The organism is Pseudomonas sp. PDM10, assembly GCF_014852295.1.
Taxonomy (GTDB): Bacteria; Pseudomonadota; Gammaproteobacteria; order Pseudomonadales; family Pseudomonadaceae; genus Aquipseudomonas.
The window spans coordinates 718,110-738,552 of the sequence record NZ_JACVBJ010000002.1 but is presented as its reverse complement, the minus strand read 5'-3'; the positions used below and the strand labels follow the sequence as shown (position 1 = coordinate 738,552).

Sequence of the window (20,443 nt, the reverse complement as noted above, 5' to 3'; positions counted from 1 at the left end):
CGAGTCCGGAGACTTTTATGCTCACGCCTTACCGCATCGGCCAGATCGTGCCGAGCTCCAACACTACGATGGAAACCGAGATCCCGGCGATGCTCACCGCGCGTCAGTTGATCCGCCCGGAACGCTTCACCTTTCACTCCAGCCGCATGCGCATGAAGCAAGTGCGCAAGGAAGAGCTGGCGGCGATGGACGGCGAATCCGACCGTTGCGCCGTGGAGTTGTCCGACGCCAAAGTCGACGTATTGGGTTATGCGTGCCTGGTCGCGATCATGGCCATGGGGCTGGGTTATCACCGCAAATCCGAGCAGCGGCTGCGCAGGGCCACCGCCGATAACGACGGCAACGCGCCGGTCATTACCAGCGCCGGCGCCTTGATCGAAGGCCTGAAAGTGCTGGGCGCCAAACGCATCGCTATCGTCGCGCCGTACATGAAACCGCTGACCGAACTGGTGGTGGATTACATCCGCGCAGAAGGTTTCGAAGTCGTGGACTGGCGCGCACTGGAAATTCCCGACAACCTCGCCGTGGCCCGTCACGACCCGGCGAATCTGCCGGGCATCGTGGCTGGCATGAACCTGGAAGGCGTCGACGTGATTGTGCTCTCGGCCTGCGTGCAGATGCAGTCATTGCCGGTGGTGGCGCAAGTCGAAGCGCAAACCGGAAAACCGGTGCTCACCGCCGCCATTGCCACCACCTACGCCATGCTCAAGGCCCTGGACCTGGAACCGATTGTTCCCGGTGCAGGCGCCCTGCTCTCCGGCGCCTATTAAGAGGTGAGCGACATGAGCGAACAAACCGCCAACGACAACTATCAGGGCGTGTGGGGCCAGCGCATCGGTTTCGGCCAAAAAGCCGCGTTGCTGATGATCGATTTCATGCGCGGCTACACCACTGAAGGGGCGCCGCTGTTCGCACCCGGCGTGGTCAGTGCCGTGGCCGAAAGCGTTGAACTGTTGGCCAGCGCCCGCCGTCAGGGCATCCCGGTGGTGCACACCAATATTCGCTACCATCCCGGCCATTTCGCCGACGGTGGCATCTGGGTTAAAAAAGCCCCGGTGATGAAAGATATGGTCGAGGGCAACCCCTTGGCGGCGTTTTGCGAGGAGGTAATACCCCTGGAAGATGAAGTGGTGATCAGCAAGCAATACGCCAGTGCCTTTTTCGGCAGCAGCCTGGCCTCGATGCTGCACGCCCAAGGCATCGACACCGTGGTGCTGGCCGGTTGCTCCACCAGCGGCTGCATTCGGGCGACCGCGGTGGACGCCGTGCAACACGGTTTTCGCACCATCGTCGTGCGCGAATGCGTCGGCGACCGGCATCCGGCGCCCCATGAAGCCAACCTGTTCGACATCGACAGCAAGTACGGCGATGTCGTCAGCAAGCAGGAGGTCATCGCCCACTTCGAGAAATGCTGATGCGTACCACAAGAACCGCGCCATAGAGCGCAGGTCTTGGTAAAAACTGAGGAGCGAGCCCAGTAGGAGCAAAGCTTGCTCGCGATCAACGTCAACGATAACGCGCTCATCAGGATTGAACGCGGCGTTCTCTGGTTCATCGCGAGCAAGCTTTGCTCCTACGGGTACGCCCTCAGTCTTCTGACACTGCCTTTGGACGCCGCTTTCAGCGCGCCAGAGCGCTGGAAAAAAGCGGCTGTATAAAAACCATAAGTCACCGCCAGGAGACACCCAATGCCCATTGCGAATGCAGCACCCGCGACCACGGTCGCCGACCCGATTCAAGCGCTTTACCACAAGATCACCTGGAAGCTGATCCCTTTCCTGTGCTTCTGCTACCTGGCCGCGTACCTCGACCGGATCAATATCGGCTTCGCCAAACTGCAGATGCTCGATCAACTGCACTTTAGCGAAACCGCCTTCGGCCTCGGAGCCGGCCTGTTTTTTGTCGGCTACATCCTGTTCGAGGTGCCGAGCAACCTGGTGCTGGAGAAAGTCGGTGCCAAGATCTGGATCGCCCGCATCATGATCACCTGGGGCCTGCTGTCGGCCTGCACCATGCTCGTGACGTCCACCACTCAGTTCTACATCCTGCGCTTCTTGCTCGGCGCCGCCGAAGCAGGCTTTCTGCCAGGCGTTCTGTATTACCTGACGACCTGGTTTCCGACCTATCGACGCGGCCGCATCATCGCCTTGTTCATGATCGGCCTGCCACTGTCCAGCGTGATTGGCGGCCCGCTGTCCGGTTGGGTCATGGGTTATTTCGATAACTATGGCGGCCTGCATGGCTGGCAGTGGCTGTTCCTCATCGAAGCAGTACCGAGTGTCATGCTCGGCGTGCTGACCTTCTGGGCCCTGCCCAACAACTATCGCCAGGCCAAATGGCTCAACGACGATGAAAAAAACCTGCTGGAGCAAGAACTGCGCGCCGATGAGGCCAGTGGCGGGGACAGCAAACACAGTTTTCGCGATGGCTTCTTCAACCTGAAGGTCTGGATGCTCGGCGGGATCGACTTCTCGATCCTGCTCAGTGCCTATGCCATGGGTTTCTGGATGCCGACCTTCATCCGCAATGCCGGCATCATCGACACCTTCCACATCGGCGTACTCACGGCGCTGCCGAGCATCGCCGCGTTGTTGGGCATGCTGTTGATCGGCGCCAGCTCCGACAAACACCGCGAACGTCGCTGGCACATCATCGTGCCGTTTCTGGTGGGCGCCGCCGCCATGGCCAGTGCGCCGTTCTTCGTCCACAACGTGGTGGCGACCGTGGCACTGTTCGCCATTGCGTCGGCGGCGATCATCGGTGCGGTGCCGGTGTTCTTCAGTCTGCCAGCGACCTTTCTCAAAGGCACCGCGGCGGCCACCGGCTTCGCTCTCGCCTGCTCGTTGGCAAACATCGCCGGGTTGGTCAGCAACTCGCTGATGGGGGTCGCCATCGACGTCACCGGCAGCAGCGCCGGCGCGCTGTGGTTCTTTGCCGGCTGCCTGATTCTCAGCAGCTTTCTGGTGATCGCCTTGCCGGCCAAGCTGGTCAACCGCTGACACCACACTGCCCCCCTGTGGGAGCGGGCTTGCTCGCGAAAGCGCTGGATCAGTCAACATTGATGTTGAATGTTGGGCCGCCTTCGCGAGCAGGCTCGCTCCCACTGAAGAAGTGACAGCTTGCGGCGAACCCCTCACAGTGAGCGTGGTCGCACAGGTGAACCGCTGAACGTTGCTCAAGGGTCGAGCCGTCAGCGGTTTGGTCCCTTTTCTGTCGAGAACCCTTCATGCGCAGACTCCTCGCTTTATCCCTCTCATTGCTGTTGCTCTCCCTGAGCGCCTGCGCCCTGCTGCCCAATCGCGACCCACTGAACATCAATGTCGTCGGCATCGAGCCGTTGCAAAGCCAGGACATGGAAGTACGCTTTGCCGTGAAAATACGCGTGCAAAACCCCAACGAAACCGCCATCAATTACAACGGCGTCGCCCTGGACCTGGAAGTCAACGGCCAGCCACTTGCCTCCGGTGTCAGCGATCAGTCGGGCTCGATTGCACGTTTTTCCGAAACCGTACTGACTGTTCCGGTGAGTGTTTCGGCGTTCTCGGTGCTGCGCCAGACCCTGGGTCTGAGTAAAACCCAAACCCTCGACAACCTGCCCTACGTCCTGCGCGGCAAACTCGCGGGCGGCGTGTTCGGCACCCTGCGTTTCGTGGACACTGGAAAACTCAGCCTGCCAACGTCGACGACCGGCACCTGGTAAGTCACGACTCAAGGAGCGACAAAGAACATGGAAGCCACACCCACGCTCTACACCGAACGTTTAATCCTGCGTCCGCTGGAGTTGGCCGATGCCGAAGCCATCCAGCAACAGTTTCCACACTGGGAAGTGGTGCGTTATCTCAACGCCTTGGTACCTTGGCCGTACCCTGCCGACGGCGCACTGACCTATCTGCGTGACATCGCGTTGCCGGCGATTGCCGCCGGCAAAGAGTGGCACTGGTCGATTCGCTTGAAGTCGGCGCCGGAGCAACTGATTGGCAATATCAGCCTGATGGATGAGCAGGACAACAACCGCGGCTTCTGGCTTGGGCCAAAATGGCAAGGTCAGGGCTTGATGACCGAAGCCAGTGCGGCGGTCACCGAGTACTGGTTCGAAACCCTCGGCCGATCCGTGATGCGGGTACCGAAAGCAGCGCCCAACCTCGGCTCGCGCAAACTCTCGGAACGCACCGGCATGCGCTTGATCCACAGTGATGAGGGCGACTTTGTCAGCGGGCGATTCCCCAGAGACCTCTGGGAAATCACCCGTGAAGAGTGGCTACAGCAGCACTGAAGATCCAATGTGGGAGCGGCGGTGCGGCGATCCCACAGGAGGTTATGCGGTGAAACGCACGCCCGGCTTGGCGCGCTCATCTACGGTTAACTCAAACACGTCCGGGCGCGCGTAGTGCCCGACCACGTCGTAGTCGTAACGGGCGCGGATCAGGTCATCGGTGTCGATTTCTGCGGTGAGCAAACCGGTGCTGTCACGCAGCGGCCCCGCCAGAATGTCGCCCATCGGCCCGACGATCACACTGCCACCGGCAATCAATGGGCGGTCCGCCGGCCAGTTGGCGATCTCCACGCCCAAGGCGTGCGGTGAATCCTGAACCTGACAGGCGCTGACCACAAAGCAGCGTCCTTCATGGGCGATATGGCGCATGCTGACCTGCCACATTTCCCGCTCATCCACGGTTGGCGCGCACCAGACCTCCACGCCTTTGGCGTACATCGCGGTGCGCAGCAGCGGCATCATGTTTTCCCAGCAAATCACCGCACCGATCCGCCCGACCTGACTGTCGATCACCGGTAACGTCGAGCCATCGCCTTTGCCCCAGATCAACCGTTCGGTGCCGGTGGGCATCAGTTTGCGGTGCTTGGCGACCAGCCCGGCCTGCGGATCGAAATACAACGCAGTGCAGAACAAGGTGCTGCCGGCGCGTTCGATGACACCGATCACCAGATTGGCGCCGGTGCGCGCTGACAGCCCGGCCAACGCTTCGGTTTCCCCGCCGGGCACGTCTATCGCATTGGCAAAGTACCGGGCAAAGGCTTCACGCCCTTCCGGCAGGCGATAACCCAACTGAGTGCCAAAGCCCTCGCCTTTGGGGTAACCGCCGAGCAACGCTTCGGGCATGACCACCAGCGCAGCGCCGGATTCGATAATCGCGTTTTCCCAAGAAAGGATCTGTTCCAGGGTCTCGGCCTTGCCACCGGGCAAGGCGCCGATTTGCAGTGCAGCAACGATTGACTTGGGCATCGCAGTAACTCCGAAAACAATGAGGTGTTGCTCATTCTCCGGCGCCATAGGATCATGAATAAAGCCCCGTTTGCTGCTGAATGATATGAACCAAATGAATATCGCTACCGTCGATCTCAACCTGCTGAAAGTCTTCGAAGCGCTCCACGAGGAGTCCAGCGCTAGCCGGGCCGCGTTGCGTCTGGGCGTGACGCAATCGGCGGTCAGCGCGGCACTGCGAAGGCTGCGCGAGGTGTATGGCGATCAGTTGTTCGTGCGCACAGGCCGCGGACTCGCGCCCACGCTCAAGGCCAACCAGTTGAAACCGGTGGTCAGCGATGCCCTCAACAAATGCCGGCAGAGCCTGGAGATGGTCGATCCGGCCGCCCACCATTACGACGGGCGCTCGGTGACCGTGGGTATGTCCGATGATTTCGAAATCGCTTATGGCCGCCGGCTGATCGAAGAAATCGCCCGCGTCGCGCCGAAGCTACGGCTAATCTTTCGTCAGACCCACAGTCAGATCGTCGCGCAAGCGTTGATGGAACGCAGCATTGATCTGGCGATTACCGCCGGTGGGTTTGCCGAGCGCTTGCTCAGCCGTCAGGTGCTGGGAGAAGGCGGCTATCTGTGCCTGGCGGACCCGCTCAGCCTGGCCGTGGGGCAGCAGACCCTCAGCCTTGATGAGTTCGTCGCCCGCGAGCACATTCTGGTGTCGTCGGGCGGCTTTATCGGGATCACCGATGAAGGGCTGGCGGCGCTGGGGTTGACTCGGCGGGTATGTGCTTCGACCACACACTTTGCCGCGTTGCCGCACTTGCTCAAGGGCAGTCAGGCCGTGGCGACCATTCCGGCCCATGCAGCCCAAAGCATTGCAGCGCTCAGCGGACTGGCACTGCTGCCCTGCCCTCTGGCGTTGCCGCGATACCCGATCGAACTGGGCTGGCGCACCAGTACACAGCTCGATCCGGTGGTGCTGAAAGTACGGGAAGCGATTGTCGCGAGTTTTGCGAACGCTACTTGGCAGCCATCAGGCGATTGACTTCGCTGCGCACCATGTTCGCAAATTCCGGGGGTGACATGCCGTCAAGTTCGGCACGGACCCACTCGGCCCATTTGCCTTTGCGCTTGGCGCGTTCACCGAACAACCGCGCGGCTTCGCCCTTGGACTTGCCCAGGTTGCTTTGCCATAGATCGAACAGACGGGATTTCTCATCTTCCAGCGCAGCGCGCTCGGCAAGGGGTTTGTCGGCCAGATTGAAGCTCATGGGAGTTACCTGCTGCGTAAAATAGGCGACATCTTACACTGTAGGAGGATATCTCCGACTCAGGATTTTTCGTCAAGGTGGGGGCAGCGCGAAAATCCACTGCAACTTTTTCGCTGACGACAGACTCCACTGTTCACTGTCCATTTATCTGCAAGGAGTACCTCAATGGCCCGCAAAACCCGCGCACAAATCGCCGAAGATCAAATCAAGGATCAGGCCTTCAGCGAACTTCAGTCTCTGATCGAAGAATCGGAAAAACTGCTCAAAAACAGTGCCTCGCTCGTGGGTGAGGAAGCGGACACGCTTCGTGGGCAGATCGCCCAGAAACTTCAACAGGCTCGGGACTCCGTCACCCGCGTTCGTGACCGGACCAAACCGGCGGTCGAAGCCACTGAAACCTATATCGGTGGTCACCCGTGGCAAACCGTGGCGATCTCTGCCGGTTTCGGCCTGGTAGTCGGGTTGTTGTTGGGTCGGCGTTAAGCGACCCCGTTTTAATCAGTACCCAGCAAAAAGGCGAGCACGCAGCTCGCCTTTTTCATGCCCGGCTTTTATGCAGACTGAGAGTATGCAGGACTCAGAGCCCGGCCAGTTCCCGCAGATCCGCCAACGTCTGAGCATCGAGCTTAATGCCTTCAGTGCTGGACTTGGCCCGTTGTTGATGACGTCGATCCCCCGGCAAACGCTTGAGCCCCACACCGTGCATCTGCCGGACCAGCTCCTGACTGCGCTCGGCAAAATTCTGCCCGGCCGCCTTGCTCGGGTCGATCACGATCAGCAGTTGGCCCGTCCACGGCGTCTTGGCCCCCGGATGGTTCGACCAATCGAACTCGAAGGAAAAATTGCCGCCGGTCAACGCCGCTGCCAACAGCTCGACCATCATCGACAGCGCCGAACCTTTATGGCCGCCAAACGGCAGCAACGCGCCGCCCTCAAGAATCGCTTTCGGGTCCTGGGTCGGCTGGCCGAGACCGTCCACCCCCATGCCTGGCGGCAAACGCTCGCCCTTGCGCGCGGCGATCTGCACATCGCCATGGGCAATGGCGCTGGTCGCCAGGTCGAAGACAATCGGATCGCCGTCAGCCCGAGGAGCGGCGAAAGCAATCGGGTTGGTCCCGAACAGCGGACGATCGGCGCCGTGCGGCACCACGCAGGTCATGCTGTTGACCACGCTCAGCGCCACCAGGCCTTCATAGGCGAAAGGCTCGACATCTGGCCACAAGGCGGCGAAATGGTGGGAATTACGAATCGCCAGCACCGCAATGCCAGCACTGCGGGCCTTTTCCACCAGCAAGGCGCGTGCTGCCGCCAAGGCCGGTTGCGCGAAACCATTGCCGGCGTCGACCCGGACAAAGCCCGAAGCCACGTCCTCGACCACCGGCACAGCCTGGCCATTGACCCAGCCGCTCTGGAGCGTCGACACGTAACCGGGAATGCGGAACACGCCATGGCTATGGGCGCCATCGCGTTCGGCGCCGGCGCAGTTGAGGGCCAGTGTCCTGGCGACATCGGCGGAGGTGCCGTGGCGCTGAAAAATCTGCTCAAGCAAAAGAACGAGCGCGTCGAAATCGAGCGTTTGAGTGTTCGAACTGACGGCCACTTCGGGCGTTGCGGTCATCTGAAGCTCCAGTTTTATTATTGAGTACGGGCAACAGGGTGAAACGGGTTGCAGGGCAACCCAAAACAGTTGTCGATTAAGCGCTGTTCTACCGGCGTCCTGTCAAGTCTCGCCAGCCTGTTCGCATCAAGCAATATGTACCGCACCCGAGCCTTCCATTGACCGTACTGTTTTTCCTCAATCCAACGGCCTGCGATTACCCGCCGATCGCAGCACTTCGAGGAAAAACCATGTCTGCTCCCACACTGCCGTATTTTTTCGACGAGGCAGCACTTGCATCTAAAGCCAAACAGCCCGGTGAACGCGAAAAGGCACTGTCTTTCACGCTTGATGACCTGAAGTGGTTGAATGCTGTTTATCTGGCGACGCATGCAGCCCGTATCGCCAACAGCGAGCCCATGCACGTCGACCAGCTGCTTTTAAGCGTACCTGATGCGCCTGGCATCCTCCTGGCCGGCGCTTTTGCCATGAGCCGGCCCAACGATGGAGAAGTCACGCTCTACACACCGTGGAAAGGCCTGATCAAATTCGCGGACATGAAGGGCCTCAAAAGCAAACTCAAGGAATGGTTGGCACAGCCCACTGGGAAGCGTGAATTATTGCGTTTTCTCTCCATCGAACAACGCAGCGCTTTACCCGCCGCCACCGCGCCAGACATTGCCACGCAAGCCATCGCAGGTGCGGTGTTCCAGACCCAGGAGCTCACCCTCGAGCGCAATCAGGCTCAGAACATCAGGACGATGATGGGCGAGTTGCTCAAGCTGCCAACGCTGCAATCGATGCTGGACGAGACCCTCAAGACCGCGCTGCATGAACCGTTCCCCACACTGGACCAGCGCCTTACCCGACTGAAGAGCTTTGTCATCGGCAGCGATGACCAGCAATTGCTTTCCTCGCATTCACTGAGCGATACCCTGCTGCATTACTACCTGACCCATCAGTGGCCCACTGGCGATACCAGAGTTTTTTCCAACCCCCTGCACAGCGTGAGCAGCGCCGCCGATAACCAGGCCTGGGAAAGTGCAGTCAAAGAGATCGCACAAACGTTGACCCCGCGCTTGCAAGACCTGCTCAAGACGTTCTGGAACACACCGATGAACGATGGGCAATCACGCCGGAAGGTTTTTGCCGAGGGCTTGCGCGATACCTTTCACCTGAAGCTTTTGCTACAGCGTCAACAACGTGTTCTAACGACGCAGCAATACCTGCGGCTGATGAACCTCAGCCTTGAACCTGACATCGACGATCCTCTTCGTGCCGAAAAAGTCCGTGTCACCGCCCCCTTCAAGCATTACGTGGAGCTCGCCTCCACTGTGATGATCGGCAGCAGCGACGCGTTGGATTTTCTGTACACCCCTTCCAGAGGCATCGAGGCTGCGAGCGACCTGCTCGCTGTCGGGAAAATCGTCGCGCAGATGTTGAAAACCCAAGGGCATGAAGACACGCTGCTCAACTTCATGTCGTTAGACGAACGCGCTACGTTTCTTTCAATGAAGCCGGATGAACAAGTGATTGTCGGTGAACCGATCATCGGCCCGGTGTTTGAACAGTTGATGACCGACATCCTTGGCAAACAACGCGAGAATCTGGCCTATGCGCTGAGCGAATACCGTGAAAGCGAAGGCACGCAGGATCCCCGAGCCTTGTTCGACAAGGCACTCGATGTCCGCGGACTGATCGACGATCGCCTGCTGGCTGCCGATGCCGAAGGACGCTGGAGCACACACGCAGACCGGCGCCTTAGCGCGCAACCTGCCACTGTTCACGGCGAGTCGGCCAAAGAGCATCAGGCCCTTCTTTCCACCGTTAAGCGGCCGCTCGACCTACTGCTCGAAAACCAGCCGGCCATTCCCGCGACAACTCGAACGATTGCCGAAGTGCAGCGCATCTTCAATTCCTCGCTTGGGAGCCTGCAATCGCGTTTCACTCAAACCCTGTCAACGGCATTGCGCAGCGAGTTGAAGCTGCACAGCGTCATGCGCACCCTGAGTGCGACGGAACAGGCAATCATCAGCACCGTGCTTGATACCCCGGCACGCCTGCAGCGAGCGGCATTGAACGGGTTTTTGCCGGACGTATTTTCCTTGGCATTGAAGGCAAGTGGGACCACAGCCCCGTTGAAACTGGCCAGTTGTTTTGTGCTGACGGAACGTGGAGGCCTGGACCCGAAGCATTCGGGCAAGGCGATTTTGTGGACGCCGGCCTTGGGATTTGAAGCTTTCAGGGCATTGACTCCGTTGCTGAACGAGCTCGATCGACGCCTCAAGGACACCGATGATCGCCCCTCCCTTCTGGAGAACCTTGGACGCAGCGAGAGAGTGGCTGGGCGGACTTACACCCTGGCGTCGCTGCAACGAATAGATGAGCATTTTCTCGATCACGTGCAAAAGCCCTATGTCCAGCTGGACCAGGCGTGCGTCATCCGTGCGCTGGCCACGAAGCTTCCCGCGACGCCCCTGGCCAGTCTCCTGAAGCTGGTGGCCTTGCGCCAACCGATGACCGGGCTAGACCGCGCGACGGACATTGCCCAATCCCTGATCACTCAGCAAAAACTGCCGGCATGGCTGGCCAAGGCGTCCATTCAAGACCAGATATTGCACGGGGAGTTGCTTCAGCAATACCTCAACAACGTGACCAACGATCAGGACTACCTCACCGGCATAAGCTCCCTGGCACGCACGGCGCACGATGCACTTGAAAAACAACTCAAGGCAGATACGTTCGACATCGATCCGGATAAGGTCCAGATACAGATCGACAAGCGCTCGAGGTCTGCAGCCAGCACCCAAACCCTGACTGACTTTGCACTGACCCATTTCAAGGATCTGGACAAAATCCATTTCAAACTGGTGTCGCTTGATAACACCGCGATCCCTCAGGATATGGACCAAAGCTACATCAGGGACCTGGTACGAAACTTGAAGCTGGGTGAACTTCAACAAAAGACATTGAACGAAGCCTTTGCAGACACCCAGGCGAATGCCAAGGACCGCAGGAAGCGTTTTTACACGCAATTACCCTGGCAACTGATGCATTACGCCCACACGGAAAAATTGCAGGAGCGCCTCAGCGAGACCGGGTTTGATCTGATACGCCAAGTCATGGACATGCCTGACGCTATCGCCCGCGCGGCAGTCGACGGTGCCCACGCGATCATCCGCCCACTTGAGCTCCTGGGCATCAAGCGTGAACAGGCGATCAAGGTGCCAGGCGTCTATCTGATTGGCTCATCGGCTGACAGCTCCGCGCCACAGGTCCTTGTCGCGCCTCATAGCCCCGGTCACGGGGTGAAAGAATATAAAAATGAAACACAACTGGTGACCGAACTGAAGACACGCGGCGATCTGCTCGACTGGGTACTCATGAACCTCCCGCAGCCTGAACGGATACTGCTTGAACTCAGGATGGCGACCTCCAATAGCCGCCTCGCCGAGGTGAGGCTGGCGTCCAACCCGATCAAGGGCAATCTGTTCGGACATTTGTTCAACGACAATGCCGATTTATTGGCACGATTGCTCGGTTGTCAGGCCGATGACAAAAAGCAGAGCGAATGGGCAACCATCAAGCATGTGCTCGGTGAAGATCTGCAAGGGGCATTTACGTTCGTGATGGGCAAGCTTGCCTACCCGATTACGGTGTGGCGCAGTTACCGAGACATCAAGCAGTCCGCCGAAGACCTTCAAACGCACAAATGGGGAGCGGCGTTAAAGGAATTTATCAGCGGCATCGCACAACTCGCCACGTTGCGACTGTCGCTGGAATCGCAAGCGAAGCCATCTTCAACGTTAACTGCACCGGCGCCAGCAACGCCCGATACCCGCTTCAAATGGCAGGATGTCGCCATTACAGCCCCCGAACGTACGCAGTTGAAGCGTCATGAAAGCCTGGATGTGGACCTGAATTCGCTCACATTAAATTCGAGTCTCGGCCTCTATACCCATCCGACGACAAATAAAACCTACGCACCGGTTGAAGGAAAGGTATATCCGGTCGCAAAGCGCGGCACACACTGGCGCATCGCCCACACCAACGTTCACGGTCCTCGGCTGAGTCAGAACGTGTCGAAACAATGGGTTCTGGATAGGCAAACGCCAGCGCCCCGCTTCAGCATCAGCGATCGGTGGCGCACCGTATCTTCGGTTTGGGGGGGCATGAACGTCGATGCCAATGGAATGCGCGAAATCCGTCGACTGTTTCCGCAAAAGGCCCGCCAGATTGACGAAGCGCTGGACCTGGCAACCACCTATGCCTGGAACTGCTTTCAAAACCTGCAATTGCTGAAGTCTTCCGACAAGACCGTTACCCCCGTGCATCAACTCATCATGGATTTCATTGACGTACCGCAAGTGCAGTCCACGCATGTGGAGCAGCTTGAAAAAGTCATGACTGACATTTTTGCGGCCTTGTTGGACCCCTCACTCAGAAAGCCGAAAACCAATCGTTTTGCAATCGGCAGGGTGCTCGATGGCGCGGCAACAACATTCGGTTTTATCGTTCCAACGGATGCGAAGCGGAAAATCTATCTGGCAGAAAAGTTCTTCGACACCGGTTTCGAGTTCTACCGCAAACATCTTTCCGAGCCTGCCTTCCCTATCAAAACCCATGCTCAAGCAGTCACCCTTATTCATGAGCTTTCCCATATCGTCTGCAAAACCGAAGACATCGCTTACCTCGATTCCAGCAGGCCATTTCCCCATCTGATTGGACAAGCCAGCGCAACTGCCAGTGACCTCAAGGACGCGTTGACCACGCTTCAGGACACCGCACTCTCGATCAAGACTCCCCTTACCCAGCTGTTCATGACCGAGGATCCTGATACCGGTGTGTGGGAGGATCCGGGCAGCACTTCATATGAAAATACTGATCGGGTAAAAGCGCATCTATTGACCTTGACCGGCGGAGAAAACCTGAGCGCTGCCCGCAAGATTTTCAAGCGAGATCCACTGGTCAGACTCAAGGTGCAACTCGGCAACGCCGACAGCGTTGCATGGCTCATCAGCCATATGGGGCGCCAACTGCACACCAGCACCCCGTGAATCAGAACAATAAATTCTCAGTTGATGGGTAATTGCCATGACGGTTGTTCTCGCAGACTTCCCCTCAAGGTTAGAATGCGGGAAATCAGGATGGGTCAATGACCGACAACTCACTCTCGCAAGCCCAGGATGACGCAATCACCGACGCTGCTGCGCATTGGTGCATGCGTCTGCACGCCAACGATTGCACCGCTCAAGAGCGGCTGGCATTCGAGCAATGGCATGACGCTCATCCGCTTCACGCGTTCGAGTACGAGGCCATGCTGGAGATCTGGAATGTCGCGGGGGACCTGCCCCGTCCAGCCACCGTGGTGCCGATGGTCCGCGCCAAACCTGTTACGCCTTGGCGCACCTTCGGTATCGCTGCCGCGGTTTGCGCCATGGCGTTGCCGCTGGCGGCCTATAGCGGCTGGAACCTGGGCTGGCTACCCAACTCCTACCAACATTTCGAGGCGAACGACAATGTCTGCCAGGTCACCCTGAGCGATGGCAGTCAGGTGGAACTGAACCTGGGCAGTGAGCTGACGTTCAGCAACTACAAGGATCAACGTCGGATCACGCTGAAAAAAGGCGAAGCCTTCTTCAGCGTCAGCCATGACACTGAACACCCCTTCATTGTCAAAGCGGCCGAAGGCAGGATTCGGGTCACCGGAACCCAATTCAACGTCTGGATGTATGAAGATCAGGTACGGGTGAACCTGATACAAGGTTCGGTGTTGGTGAGCAGTAATGACGCCGTTGCGGGTGACGGTTTGCGCCTCGAGCCAGCAATGCAGGCGAGCTATAGACGCGGCGACTTTACTCCCCGGATCAGTCAGACCTACGACAATGACAACTCGCTGGCCTGGCGTAGCGGAAAACTGGTGCTCGATGATCTGGCGCTGACCGACGCATTGCCATTGATCAATCGCTACTTGAGCAAGCCGGTGATGATGGCCGACCACAGTACCGGCTCGATTCGCATCGGCGGCATCTACAACATCAAAGAGCTCAACAACCTGGTGGCTTCCCTGCCCAAGGTATTGCCGGTCTACCTGACCCGCAACAAAGATGGTAATCCGGTCCTCAATTCCATTCCGCAACAAGCCCCGAAAAGCTGAAGGCCGCGACCCTTTGCGGGGTGCGGCCTTCGAAACGAAACAAAGGACAAAAATTTAGGCTGTGAAAGGCGACTTACACGGGCATCTCACAGGCCGCTGACGTGACGGCGACAAATTTTCTACATTCGGGGCTTCACTATTTGCCCTGCTCGTACGTCTTATTGAGTGAGAGCACCCATCACATTTCCTGGCCGGCTCGGAAAAGGAGTTTTTGCATGTACAACTCGCAACTGCCAACGGACGGTAGCAATGCGCCAAAGGGCACTGCCATGGGCTCAGGTGTTTTCAGTCAACGCAACGAGCGCAATGGCAACGAGCGGATCAGGCTGCTGCTCAAAAGCTATGGTCTGCGAACCAGTCTGATCCGCCTGAAAGTCATCGACGCCTTGCTGACCGCCGCCGAAAGCGACCGTAGCCTTGGCGTGCGCGGCGTGCATAGCCACTTGCTGGACCTGGATATTCCCCTGTCCTTTCTCAGTGTGCGGGAAGTATTGAAACGTTTGTGCAGCGAGGGCGTGATCACCCTCAATCCGGACAAAAGCTACAGCCTGCATCCGCACGCTGCAGCCATGCTCCAACGCGAGTGATCCGCGCAAGATGCGTCGCTCAGGGTTTGACCTTGCGGCGCATCACACCATTGATCACCACCACGATCACCGCCACGCCGATGGCGATGTACTGAAACAGCTTCTCGCTGATGACGCCTGCGTTTTGCAGATACGAAAGGCCGAACATGATCCCCAACACCACGAGGGAGATCAGAATCGAGTATTTCAAACGTTGCGACTGAGTCATTGCGAGTTCCTGAACCTGAAAAATGTATCCGATTTGTATCAGAACGCATGCCAAGCCCCTACGTTTCTGCGGGGATGGGACGCTACAAACGGGGTCTCATGTTACAGCCGATGAAGAGTTTTGGCTTCATAGCGGCGATAACCATGAGGATTTTGAAATGTTCCGTCGAATCACACTGCTGATTCCCCTGCTCGCTCTCCTGACCCTGAGCGGCTGCATCGTTTTCCCCCACGGTGGCTGGCACGGCGGTCACCATTACGACCGTGGCGGGCCGGGGTATTACCAGCATCGATAATGGTTGGTTGTGCCATAAAGCGTGAATAATTGAATATTCATTCGTAAGACATATACCCCACCCAATAACTACTGAACAAATGCCTGCCCTGTCGCGGGCATTTTTCGTACATGGGTATTCACTTCTTGTTTCCGTCCCTGTGCACGTCGAAACATAGCGATAACCATTGAAGCTTTCGGTCTTAATCGATCATTTGAGCTATTCATATTCGATGATTACTCTCGGTGCATCGCAATAAACCCGTTATTAAACTTCGAGCAGGAACAGGGATGCCATGCACAAGCCTTTAATCAATATCAGCCCTCACCATTTGTTTGGCTTTTGCCTTGCAATAACTTTTTTCGAACTGCTGACCTATATGGCCAGCGACATGATCATGCCGGCCATGTTGACCGTCACCCGACAACTGGATGCCAGCCCTGATCATGTCCCCTACGCCTTCAATCTTTATCTGGCCGGCGGCATTCTTCTGCAATGGCTTATCGGCCCGCTGTCCGATCATTTCGGCCGCCGCCGGATGTTGCTCATCGGTTGTGCGGTATTCGCCCTGGCCTGTGCCGCCGCGTTCAACGCGCAAAGCATTTATGCGTTCAACGGCTTGCGACTGATTCAGGGCATGGGGTTGGGGTTTGTCATCGCGGTCAGCTACCCGGCCCTGCAAGAAGTTTTCTGCGAAGCCGACGCGGTCAAAATCATGGCGTTGTTGGGGAACGTTGCGCTGCTCTCCCCGCTGCTGGGGCCATTGCTCGGCAGTCTGCTGCTGGAATGGTTGTCTTGGCGGGAGCTGTTTTTACTGCTGGGTCTCGGCGGCGTGATGGTCTGGCTCGGGCTTTATTTGTTCATGCCGGAAACCGTGGGCACCTTGCGCCACGACGGTCAGCGACTGGAAGCAGTGCGCTTTGAATGGCACAGCACCGTGTGCCGCTATGTCGCGTTGCTGACTAACCCGCCATTCCTTTGCGCCGCAGTCGCGCTGGGCGTGATGAGCCTGCCCTTGATTGCCTGGATCGGGTTGGCGCCGCTCTTGCTGATCCACAACCAGGGGCTTTCAACGCTGCACTATGGCCTGTGGCAAATCCCGGTGTTTGCGGCCGTCATTCTCGGCAATCTGATCCTCAACCGACTGATTGCCAACGTTGAACTGCCACAACTGATTCGATACGCGCTTTGGCCGTTTTGCAGCGGCCTCATCGCGTTAGTCGCCGTCAGCGTCTACGGCGTTTCGACAGTCGTGCTGATCAGCTGTCTGGCGCTGTACGCCGTTGGGCTTGGCATGAGTAACGCCGCACTGTACCGGCTAGCGCTGTTCGCCAGCGACGACAGCAAAGGCCTGGTCTCGGCCATGATCGGCATGATCTCGATCGCCGTCATGGGCGGCGGCGGCTCGCTTATTGCGGCCGCCGGTGCCGGTGACAGCCACGATTCCTTCGCTTGGATGGCGGGTATCGCGGGGCTTCTGAGCCTGGCACCCCTACGCCTGTTTCTGCGGCGCTCTCACATCGCGCTTGCCGTCTGACACCACACAGTAGGTCTTTTGATGATCCATTTACCCCACACCGATGCGCTCTGCGCGTTAACGCAACCCTATTGCCTGGATTCCGTACCCGAGGGCCTGTTTGACCAGGCGATGGGGGAAATCAGCCTGTTTCATTGTCACCACACGCCTGGCTACGAACGCTGGCTAAACGCTAACGGGCTCGATGCAAAGGATCTGGAGACACTGGATGACTGGTCCAGGTTGCCACCGATTTTCGCCAACTATTTCAAACGTCGCTTGTTGTTCGGCCCCACTGGCGAAGGCGCGCTGGAGCTGACCTCATCGGGCACCAGCGGCCAGAAAAGTCGCATGCGCTATGACCCTCGCAGCATGGCAGCGGCTCAAGGCATGGTGAGCCACATTTTCCGGCATTACGGCTGGGATACTCCGCACAGCCCCTGCAATTATTTGCTCCTGAGCTACGAGCCCGAGGCTGCCATCACCTTGGGCACCGCTTACACCGACCAGTTTCTCTGCAGCTATGCGCCCGTCAATCGGGTCGTCTACGGATTACGCCGGACGGGTAAAAGTCACGAGTTCGACCTGTTTGGCGTGATTCGCGCCTTGCAGGAGTTTGCCGACGAGGGATTGCCCGTGCGGATTCTTGGATTTCCGGCGTTCCTTTCCCATGCGCTACAGCACATGGAAAACACCTGCGCACCGAATCTTGAGCTTCCCGCTCAGTCATTGGTGTTTTTGGGGGGCGGCTGGAAAACCCAGGCAGCACAAGAGATTCCCCTGCTTGAACTGTACGCCCGAATCAATCGGCAATTAGGTATCGACCTGTCCCGCTGTCGGGATGGCTACGGTGCCGTTGAGCATGCCGTGCCCTATATCCAATGTGCCCGCCATCATTTTCATGCCCCCATTTACTCGAAGGTTTTCGTGCGCAACCCATCCGATTTCACGGTCCAGCCATACGGCCAGCGCGGCTTGCTGGAATTCGTCTCCCCGTACATTTCGTCAAGCCCTGCTCACGCGGTGGTCATGGGCGATCTGGCGACATTACACCCCGGCGCACACTGCGGATGCGGCCTGACGACCGATTGGTTCGAGCTGCACGGACGCGCTGGCACCACCACCAGTCGCAGCTGCGCCATGGCGGCTTCCGAATTGTTGGGAGGGGCTTGATATGTACCTCATCAATGGCCAACTGCGTGACGACGTCACCCCGCAAATCGCCCTCGACAGGCTTCGAAAACAATTGCACGGGTTGCTTTCTGCACCGATCGACAGCGAGACCGTCATCGAAGCCGCGGCTCGTTTCGCCACGCAATTACAGACTCGCAGCCTTAACCTGCCTCTGGACGACGATCAACGTCAGGGGCTGATCGAGTTCTGCCAGCGCAACAACCTGAACATGAAGCTGGAGCGAGAACTGGGTTCGCAACCCCGTTCGCTGAGGCGTATCGACTACCAGCAGCCACACTTTGAAAGCTGGCACCCCTTGGGACTGGTGGTGCATGTGACGCCAGGCAATGCGCCGATGCTCGCGTTCTGCGCGGTTCTCGAAAGCCTGCTGGCCGGTAACATCAACTGGTTACGCCCCAGCACCAGCGATGCGGGTTTGACTGCGCAATTGCTGGCTGCCTTGGTGAAGTGCGACACCCGTGGCAGGCTTGCCGAGTTCGTCGCGGTGCTGCCCGTGGGCACTTCCCGGATAGCCGAACTCTGCGCTCAGGCCGATGGCGTATCAGCCTGGGGCGGTGAAAAGGCGCTCAAAGCTATTCGTCAGCAGATCCCCGCCGGATGTCGCTGGATCGATTGGGGGCACCGGATCAGTTTCGCTTATCTGTCGCCTGACGCGGCCAGCCCTTCGGCGCTGGATGCGTTGGTGGATGAGGTGTGCAGCCTGGATCAACAAGCGTGTTCCAGTCCGCAATGGGTGCTGGTGGACAGCAATGATCCGGCCATCCTGCAGGACCTGGGCGAACGTTTGAGCGAAGCCTTCAAGCGTCGTGCATCGCACTGGCCGGCGCTGGTGCCCACGGACCAGGAAGCGTGCGAGATCACCACCCGCACGGCCATCGCGCAACTGGATTACTGTTTTGCGAACCAGAGCGGCCAGGTCTGGGCCGGCCACGGATGGCGGATCATCTGGGAACATCATCAGACGCTTGCGCCTTCGCCGCTGTTTCGTACGCTGCTGCTCAAACCCGTGCCGCAACACTTGATCACCGAGACACTATTGCCCTGGCGCACGGTCCTGCAAAGCTGCGCACTGATTTGCTCTGCGACAGAAACGCCAGGACTTGTGCGAACGCTGGTCAACGCTGGGGTCACCCGTATTGCGCCTTGCGCGGGGATTCATGACGGCTATGCCGGTGAGCCGCATGATGGTGTCTACGCGTTGACGCGTCTGAGTCGCCGTCTCTCGGTGAGTCTGGCACCTGATGTGCTGACGGGCCGTGCAACGCTCGACCCGGTCCCCTCCGCCCCCGACACCACTCATGCGCCGATCATGGACAAAAACGCCTTCACAACCCAGCCGATGGGCACCGCAGCGCAATTGTATTTTCGCTCTGGAGGCAGCAGCGGCACTCCGGCCCTCGCCGGTTTCAGCTATCGCGACTTTCAACGGCAGATGCGCGCAGCGGCCGACGGCCTGTTCGCCGCCGGGCTCGATCCTGCACAGGACCGGGTCATGAACCTGTTTTACGGTGGCAGCCTGTACGGAGGGTTCCTCAGTTTTACCAAAATACTGGAACAGATGGGCGTCACACATTTCCCCATGGGTGCGCCCCAGGACGATGACTTCAGCGAAATCGCCCAACTGATCGTTGACCAGCGTGTCACCGTACTGATTGGCATGCCGAGCACCTTGCATCGTCTGTTCTTCAACGAGCAGGCTCGACTCCGCAGGTATGCAGGTATCAGCAAAGTGTTCCTTGGCGGCGAGCATCCGGGCCAAACCAGCCTCAGCCTCATGGAAAGCTGCGGGGTCTCGATGATCCGCTCGGCGATCTATGGTTCCGTCGATGCAGGCCCCTTGGGGCATGCGTGCGCCGCCACCGCGAACGGGGTGTTTCACTTGATGTGCGATACCCAGCATCTGGAAATCGTGCAGATCGAACAGGATGAACCGGTTCAGGCCAATGAGATCGGTCGCCTGCTGTTTACTTCACGAGCACGGCAAGGCCAAACCGTGCGCCGGTATGACGTTGGAGACACCGGTCGCTGGATACCCGGAGCCTGTCCGTGCGGGCTGGACTCACCTCGCTTCGAACTGCTCCAGCGCCACGGCAAACTGGTGCGAATGGGCACGGAGTTCATTTCGCCGTCGGCTCTGCAGGATAGCGTCGGCGCGCCCATTCAGCTTGTTCTGGACCACACCCCTGATGGCGTCGAGCGACTCAACGTTCTAACGGATGCAGACATCAACCAGGTTCGCAACGCATTGCTGAGCCATGAAGCGCTGGCCAATGCCGTAAACGCCAACCTGGTCACTGTCGAAGTTCAAGTGTGCACGGAACAAGCATTCACTCGAAATAAACACAGCGGCAAAACACCGTTGGTTATCGATAAACGAAAATAAAAACACCGCCAATTACTCACAACTTGTTTTTAACCGTCTAG

The 20,443-nt window shown here is 58.4% G+C and carries 19 protein-coding genes; 15 read left to right on the top strand and 4 right to left on the bottom strand.

Translation table 11 applies throughout. The features are described from left to right. Positions 1-17: 17 nt before the first annotated feature. From IB252_RS09995 to IB252_RS09970, 6 genes are all read left to right on the top strand, one after another. Positions 18-770 carry an Asp/Glu racemase gene (locus tag IB252_RS09995; RefSeq protein WP_192408373.1) on the top strand — a complete coding sequence of 251 codons (753 nt, stop codon included), beginning with the start codon at positions 18-20 and terminating at the stop codon, positions 768-770. A gap of 12 nt (positions 771-782) precedes the next feature. Continuing rightward, a complete protein-coding gene (locus IB252_RS09990; RefSeq protein WP_192408372.1) occupies positions 783-1,415 on the top strand; it encodes an N-carbamoylsarcosine amidohydrolase in 633 nt (210 codons plus the stop codon). 75 nt (positions 1,416-1,490) lie between these two features. Next, positions 1,491-1,658: a hypothetical protein gene (locus IB252_RS09985; RefSeq protein ID WP_192408371.1), complete on the top strand. Its 168-nt coding sequence runs from the start codon at positions 1,491-1,493 to the stop codon at positions 1,656-1,658. A gap of 30 nt (positions 1,659-1,688) precedes the next feature. Then, positions 1,689-2,999 carry an MFS transporter gene (locus tag IB252_RS09980; protein WP_192408370.1) on the top strand — a complete coding sequence of 437 codons (1,311 nt, stop codon included), beginning with the start codon at positions 1,689-1,691 and terminating at the stop codon, positions 2,997-2,999. A 227-nt stretch (positions 3,000-3,226) separates the two neighbouring features. Further along, entirely contained in the window at positions 3,227-3,700 is a 474-nt protein-coding gene (locus IB252_RS09975; protein ID WP_192408369.1) for an LEA type 2 family protein, read from the top strand. 27 nt (positions 3,701-3,727) lie between these two features. After that, the gene (locus tag IB252_RS09970) at positions 3,728-4,273 is read left to right on the top strand and encodes a GNAT family N-acetyltransferase (RefSeq protein ID WP_111450063.1); all 546 of its coding nucleotides are present in this window, start codon (positions 3,728-3,730) and stop codon (positions 4,271-4,273) included. A 42-nt stretch (positions 4,274-4,315) separates the two neighbouring features. Here IB252_RS09970 and IB252_RS09965 read toward each other — a convergent pair whose 3' ends face one another. Beyond that, positions 4,316-5,239, bottom strand: a complete 924-nt coding sequence (locus tag IB252_RS09965) for a carbon-nitrogen hydrolase family protein (protein WP_192408368.1) — start codon at positions 5,237-5,239, stop codon at positions 4,316-4,318. Positions 5,240-5,324: 85 nt separating this feature from the next. On the opposite strand from IB252_RS09965, the gene IB252_RS09960 reads away from it, so the two are divergent. Beyond that, positions 5,325-6,260, top strand: coding sequence for a LysR family transcriptional regulator (locus tag IB252_RS09960; protein WP_192408367.1), 936 nt, complete (start codon positions 5,325-5,327; stop codon positions 6,258-6,260). Here the strand turns inward: IB252_RS09960 and IB252_RS09955 are convergent. Continuing rightward, complete coding sequence (locus IB252_RS09955; RefSeq protein ID WP_008155229.1) at positions 6,235-6,486, bottom strand: hypothetical protein; 252 nt, start codon at positions 6,484-6,486, stop codon at positions 6,235-6,237. The genes IB252_RS09960 and IB252_RS09955 overlap by 26 nt on opposite strands. Positions 6,487-6,651: 165 nt before the next feature. Between IB252_RS09955 and IB252_RS09950 the strand changes: the two genes are divergently transcribed. Continuing rightward, positions 6,652-6,969 (top strand): DUF883 family protein, encoded by a 318-nt coding sequence (locus tag IB252_RS09950; protein WP_111450066.1) that lies wholly within the window; start codon positions 6,652-6,654, stop codon positions 6,967-6,969. 94 nt (positions 6,970-7,063) lie between these two features. Here IB252_RS09950 and IB252_RS09945 read toward each other — a convergent pair whose 3' ends face one another. After that, positions 7,064-8,104, bottom strand: a complete 1,041-nt coding sequence (locus IB252_RS09945) for an Ldh family oxidoreductase (protein ID WP_192408366.1) — start codon at positions 8,102-8,104, stop codon at positions 7,064-7,066. Positions 8,105-8,334: 230 nt separating this feature from the next. On the opposite strand from IB252_RS09945, the gene IB252_RS09940 reads away from it, so the two are divergent. The 3 genes from IB252_RS09940 (at position 8,335) to IB252_RS09930 (ending at position 14,827) form a co-directional block, all read left to right on the top strand. Continuing rightward, entirely contained in the window at positions 8,335-13,140 is a 4,806-nt protein-coding gene (locus tag IB252_RS09940; protein ID WP_192408615.1) for a dermonecrotic toxin domain-containing protein, read from the top strand. A 98-nt stretch (positions 13,141-13,238) separates the two neighbouring features. Then, a complete protein-coding gene (locus IB252_RS09935) occupies positions 13,239-14,240 on the top strand; it encodes a FecR family protein (protein WP_192408365.1) in 1,002 nt (333 codons plus the stop codon). Between the two features lie 215 nt (positions 14,241-14,455). Continuing rightward, positions 14,456-14,827, top strand: a complete 372-nt coding sequence (locus tag IB252_RS09930) for a fe2+ zn2+ uptake regulation protein (protein WP_192408364.1) — start codon at positions 14,456-14,458, stop codon at positions 14,825-14,827. 19 nt (positions 14,828-14,846) lie between these two features. Here the strand turns inward: IB252_RS09930 and IB252_RS09925 are convergent, their stop codons facing one another. After that, positions 14,847-15,035 (bottom strand): hypothetical protein, encoded by a 189-nt coding sequence (locus IB252_RS09925; RefSeq protein WP_008024801.1) that lies wholly within the window; start codon positions 15,033-15,035, stop codon positions 14,847-14,849. Positions 15,036-15,192: 157 nt separating this feature from the next. Between IB252_RS09925 and IB252_RS09920 the strand changes: the two genes are divergently transcribed. The 4 genes from IB252_RS09920 to IB252_RS09905 all read left to right on the top strand — a co-directional run bounded on the left by IB252_RS09920 (position 15,193) and on the right by IB252_RS09905 (position 20,402). Further along, positions 15,193-15,330, top strand: coding sequence for a hypothetical protein (locus IB252_RS09920; RefSeq protein WP_008155215.1), 138 nt, complete (start codon positions 15,193-15,195; stop codon positions 15,328-15,330). Between the two features lie 274 nt (positions 15,331-15,604). Continuing rightward, positions 15,605-16,846: an MFS transporter gene (locus IB252_RS09915; protein WP_192408363.1), complete on the top strand. Its 1,242-nt coding sequence runs from the start codon at positions 15,605-15,607 to the stop codon at positions 16,844-16,846. A gap of 21 nt (positions 16,847-16,867) precedes the next feature. Then, positions 16,868-17,998 (top strand): acyl-protein synthase, encoded by a 1,131-nt coding sequence (locus tag IB252_RS09910; protein WP_111450072.1) that lies wholly within the window; start codon positions 16,868-16,870, stop codon positions 17,996-17,998. A 1-nt stretch (position 17,999) separates the two neighbouring features. Beyond that, entirely contained in the window at positions 18,000-20,402 is a 2,403-nt protein-coding gene (locus tag IB252_RS09905) for an aldehyde dehydrogenase family protein (RefSeq protein WP_192408362.1), read from the top strand. Positions 20,403-20,443 lie beyond the last annotated feature (41 nt).

Bases quoted from the DNA above. Each gene is read 5' to 3' on its own strand.
- IB252_RS09965 (WP_192408368.1), bottom strand. From the start codon at position 5,239: ATGCCCAAGTCAATCGTTGCTGCACTGCAAATCGGCGCCTTGCCCGGT.
- IB252_RS09920 (WP_008155215.1), top strand. From the start codon at position 15,193: ATGTTCCGTCGAATCACACTGCTGATTCCCCTGCTCGCTCTCCTGACC.
- IB252_RS09935 (WP_192408365.1), top strand. From the start codon at position 13,239: ATGACCGACAACTCACTCTCGCAAGCCCAGGATGACGCAATCACCGAC.
- IB252_RS09925 (WP_008024801.1), bottom strand. From the start codon at position 15,035: ATGACTCAGTCGCAACGTTTGAAATACTCGATTCTGATCTCCCTCGTG.
- IB252_RS09975 (WP_192408369.1), top strand. From the start codon at position 3,227: ATGCGCAGACTCCTCGCTTTATCCCTCTCATTGCTGTTGCTCTCCCTG.
- IB252_RS09990 (WP_192408372.1), top strand. From the start codon at position 783: ATGAGCGAACAAACCGCCAACGACAACTATCAGGGCGTGTGGGGCCAG.
- IB252_RS09960 (WP_192408367.1), top strand. From the start codon at position 5,325: ATGAACCAAATGAATATCGCTACCGTCGATCTCAACCTGCTGAAAGTC.
- IB252_RS09940 (WP_192408615.1), top strand. From the start codon at position 8,335: ATGTCTGCTCCCACACTGCCGTATTTTTTCGACGAGGCAGCACTTGCA.
- IB252_RS09930 (WP_192408364.1), top strand. From the start codon at position 14,456: ATGTACAACTCGCAACTGCCAACGGACGGTAGCAATGCGCCAAAGGGC.
- IB252_RS09905 (WP_192408362.1), top strand. From the start codon at position 18,000: ATGTACCTCATCAATGGCCAACTGCGTGACGACGTCACCCCGCAAATC.
- IB252_RS09910 (WP_111450072.1), top strand. From the start codon at position 16,868: ATGATCCATTTACCCCACACCGATGCGCTCTGCGCGTTAACGCAACCC.
- IB252_RS09945 (WP_192408366.1), bottom strand. From the start codon at position 8,104: ATGACCGCAACGCCCGAAGTGGCCGTCAGTTCGAACACTCAAACGCTC.
- IB252_RS09955 (WP_008155229.1), bottom strand. From the start codon at position 6,486: ATGAGCTTCAATCTGGCCGACAAACCCCTTGCCGAGCGCGCTGCGCTG.
- IB252_RS09995 (WP_192408373.1), top strand. From the start codon at position 18: ATGCTCACGCCTTACCGCATCGGCCAGATCGTGCCGAGCTCCAACACT.
- IB252_RS09980 (WP_192408370.1), top strand. From the start codon at position 1,689: ATGCCCATTGCGAATGCAGCACCCGCGACCACGGTCGCCGACCCGATT.
- IB252_RS09970 (WP_111450063.1), top strand. From the start codon at position 3,728: ATGGAAGCCACACCCACGCTCTACACCGAACGTTTAATCCTGCGTCCG.
- IB252_RS09915 (WP_192408363.1), top strand. From the start codon at position 15,605: ATGCACAAGCCTTTAATCAATATCAGCCCTCACCATTTGTTTGGCTTT.
- IB252_RS09950 (WP_111450066.1), top strand. From the start codon at position 6,652: ATGGCCCGCAAAACCCGCGCACAAATCGCCGAAGATCAAATCAAGGAT.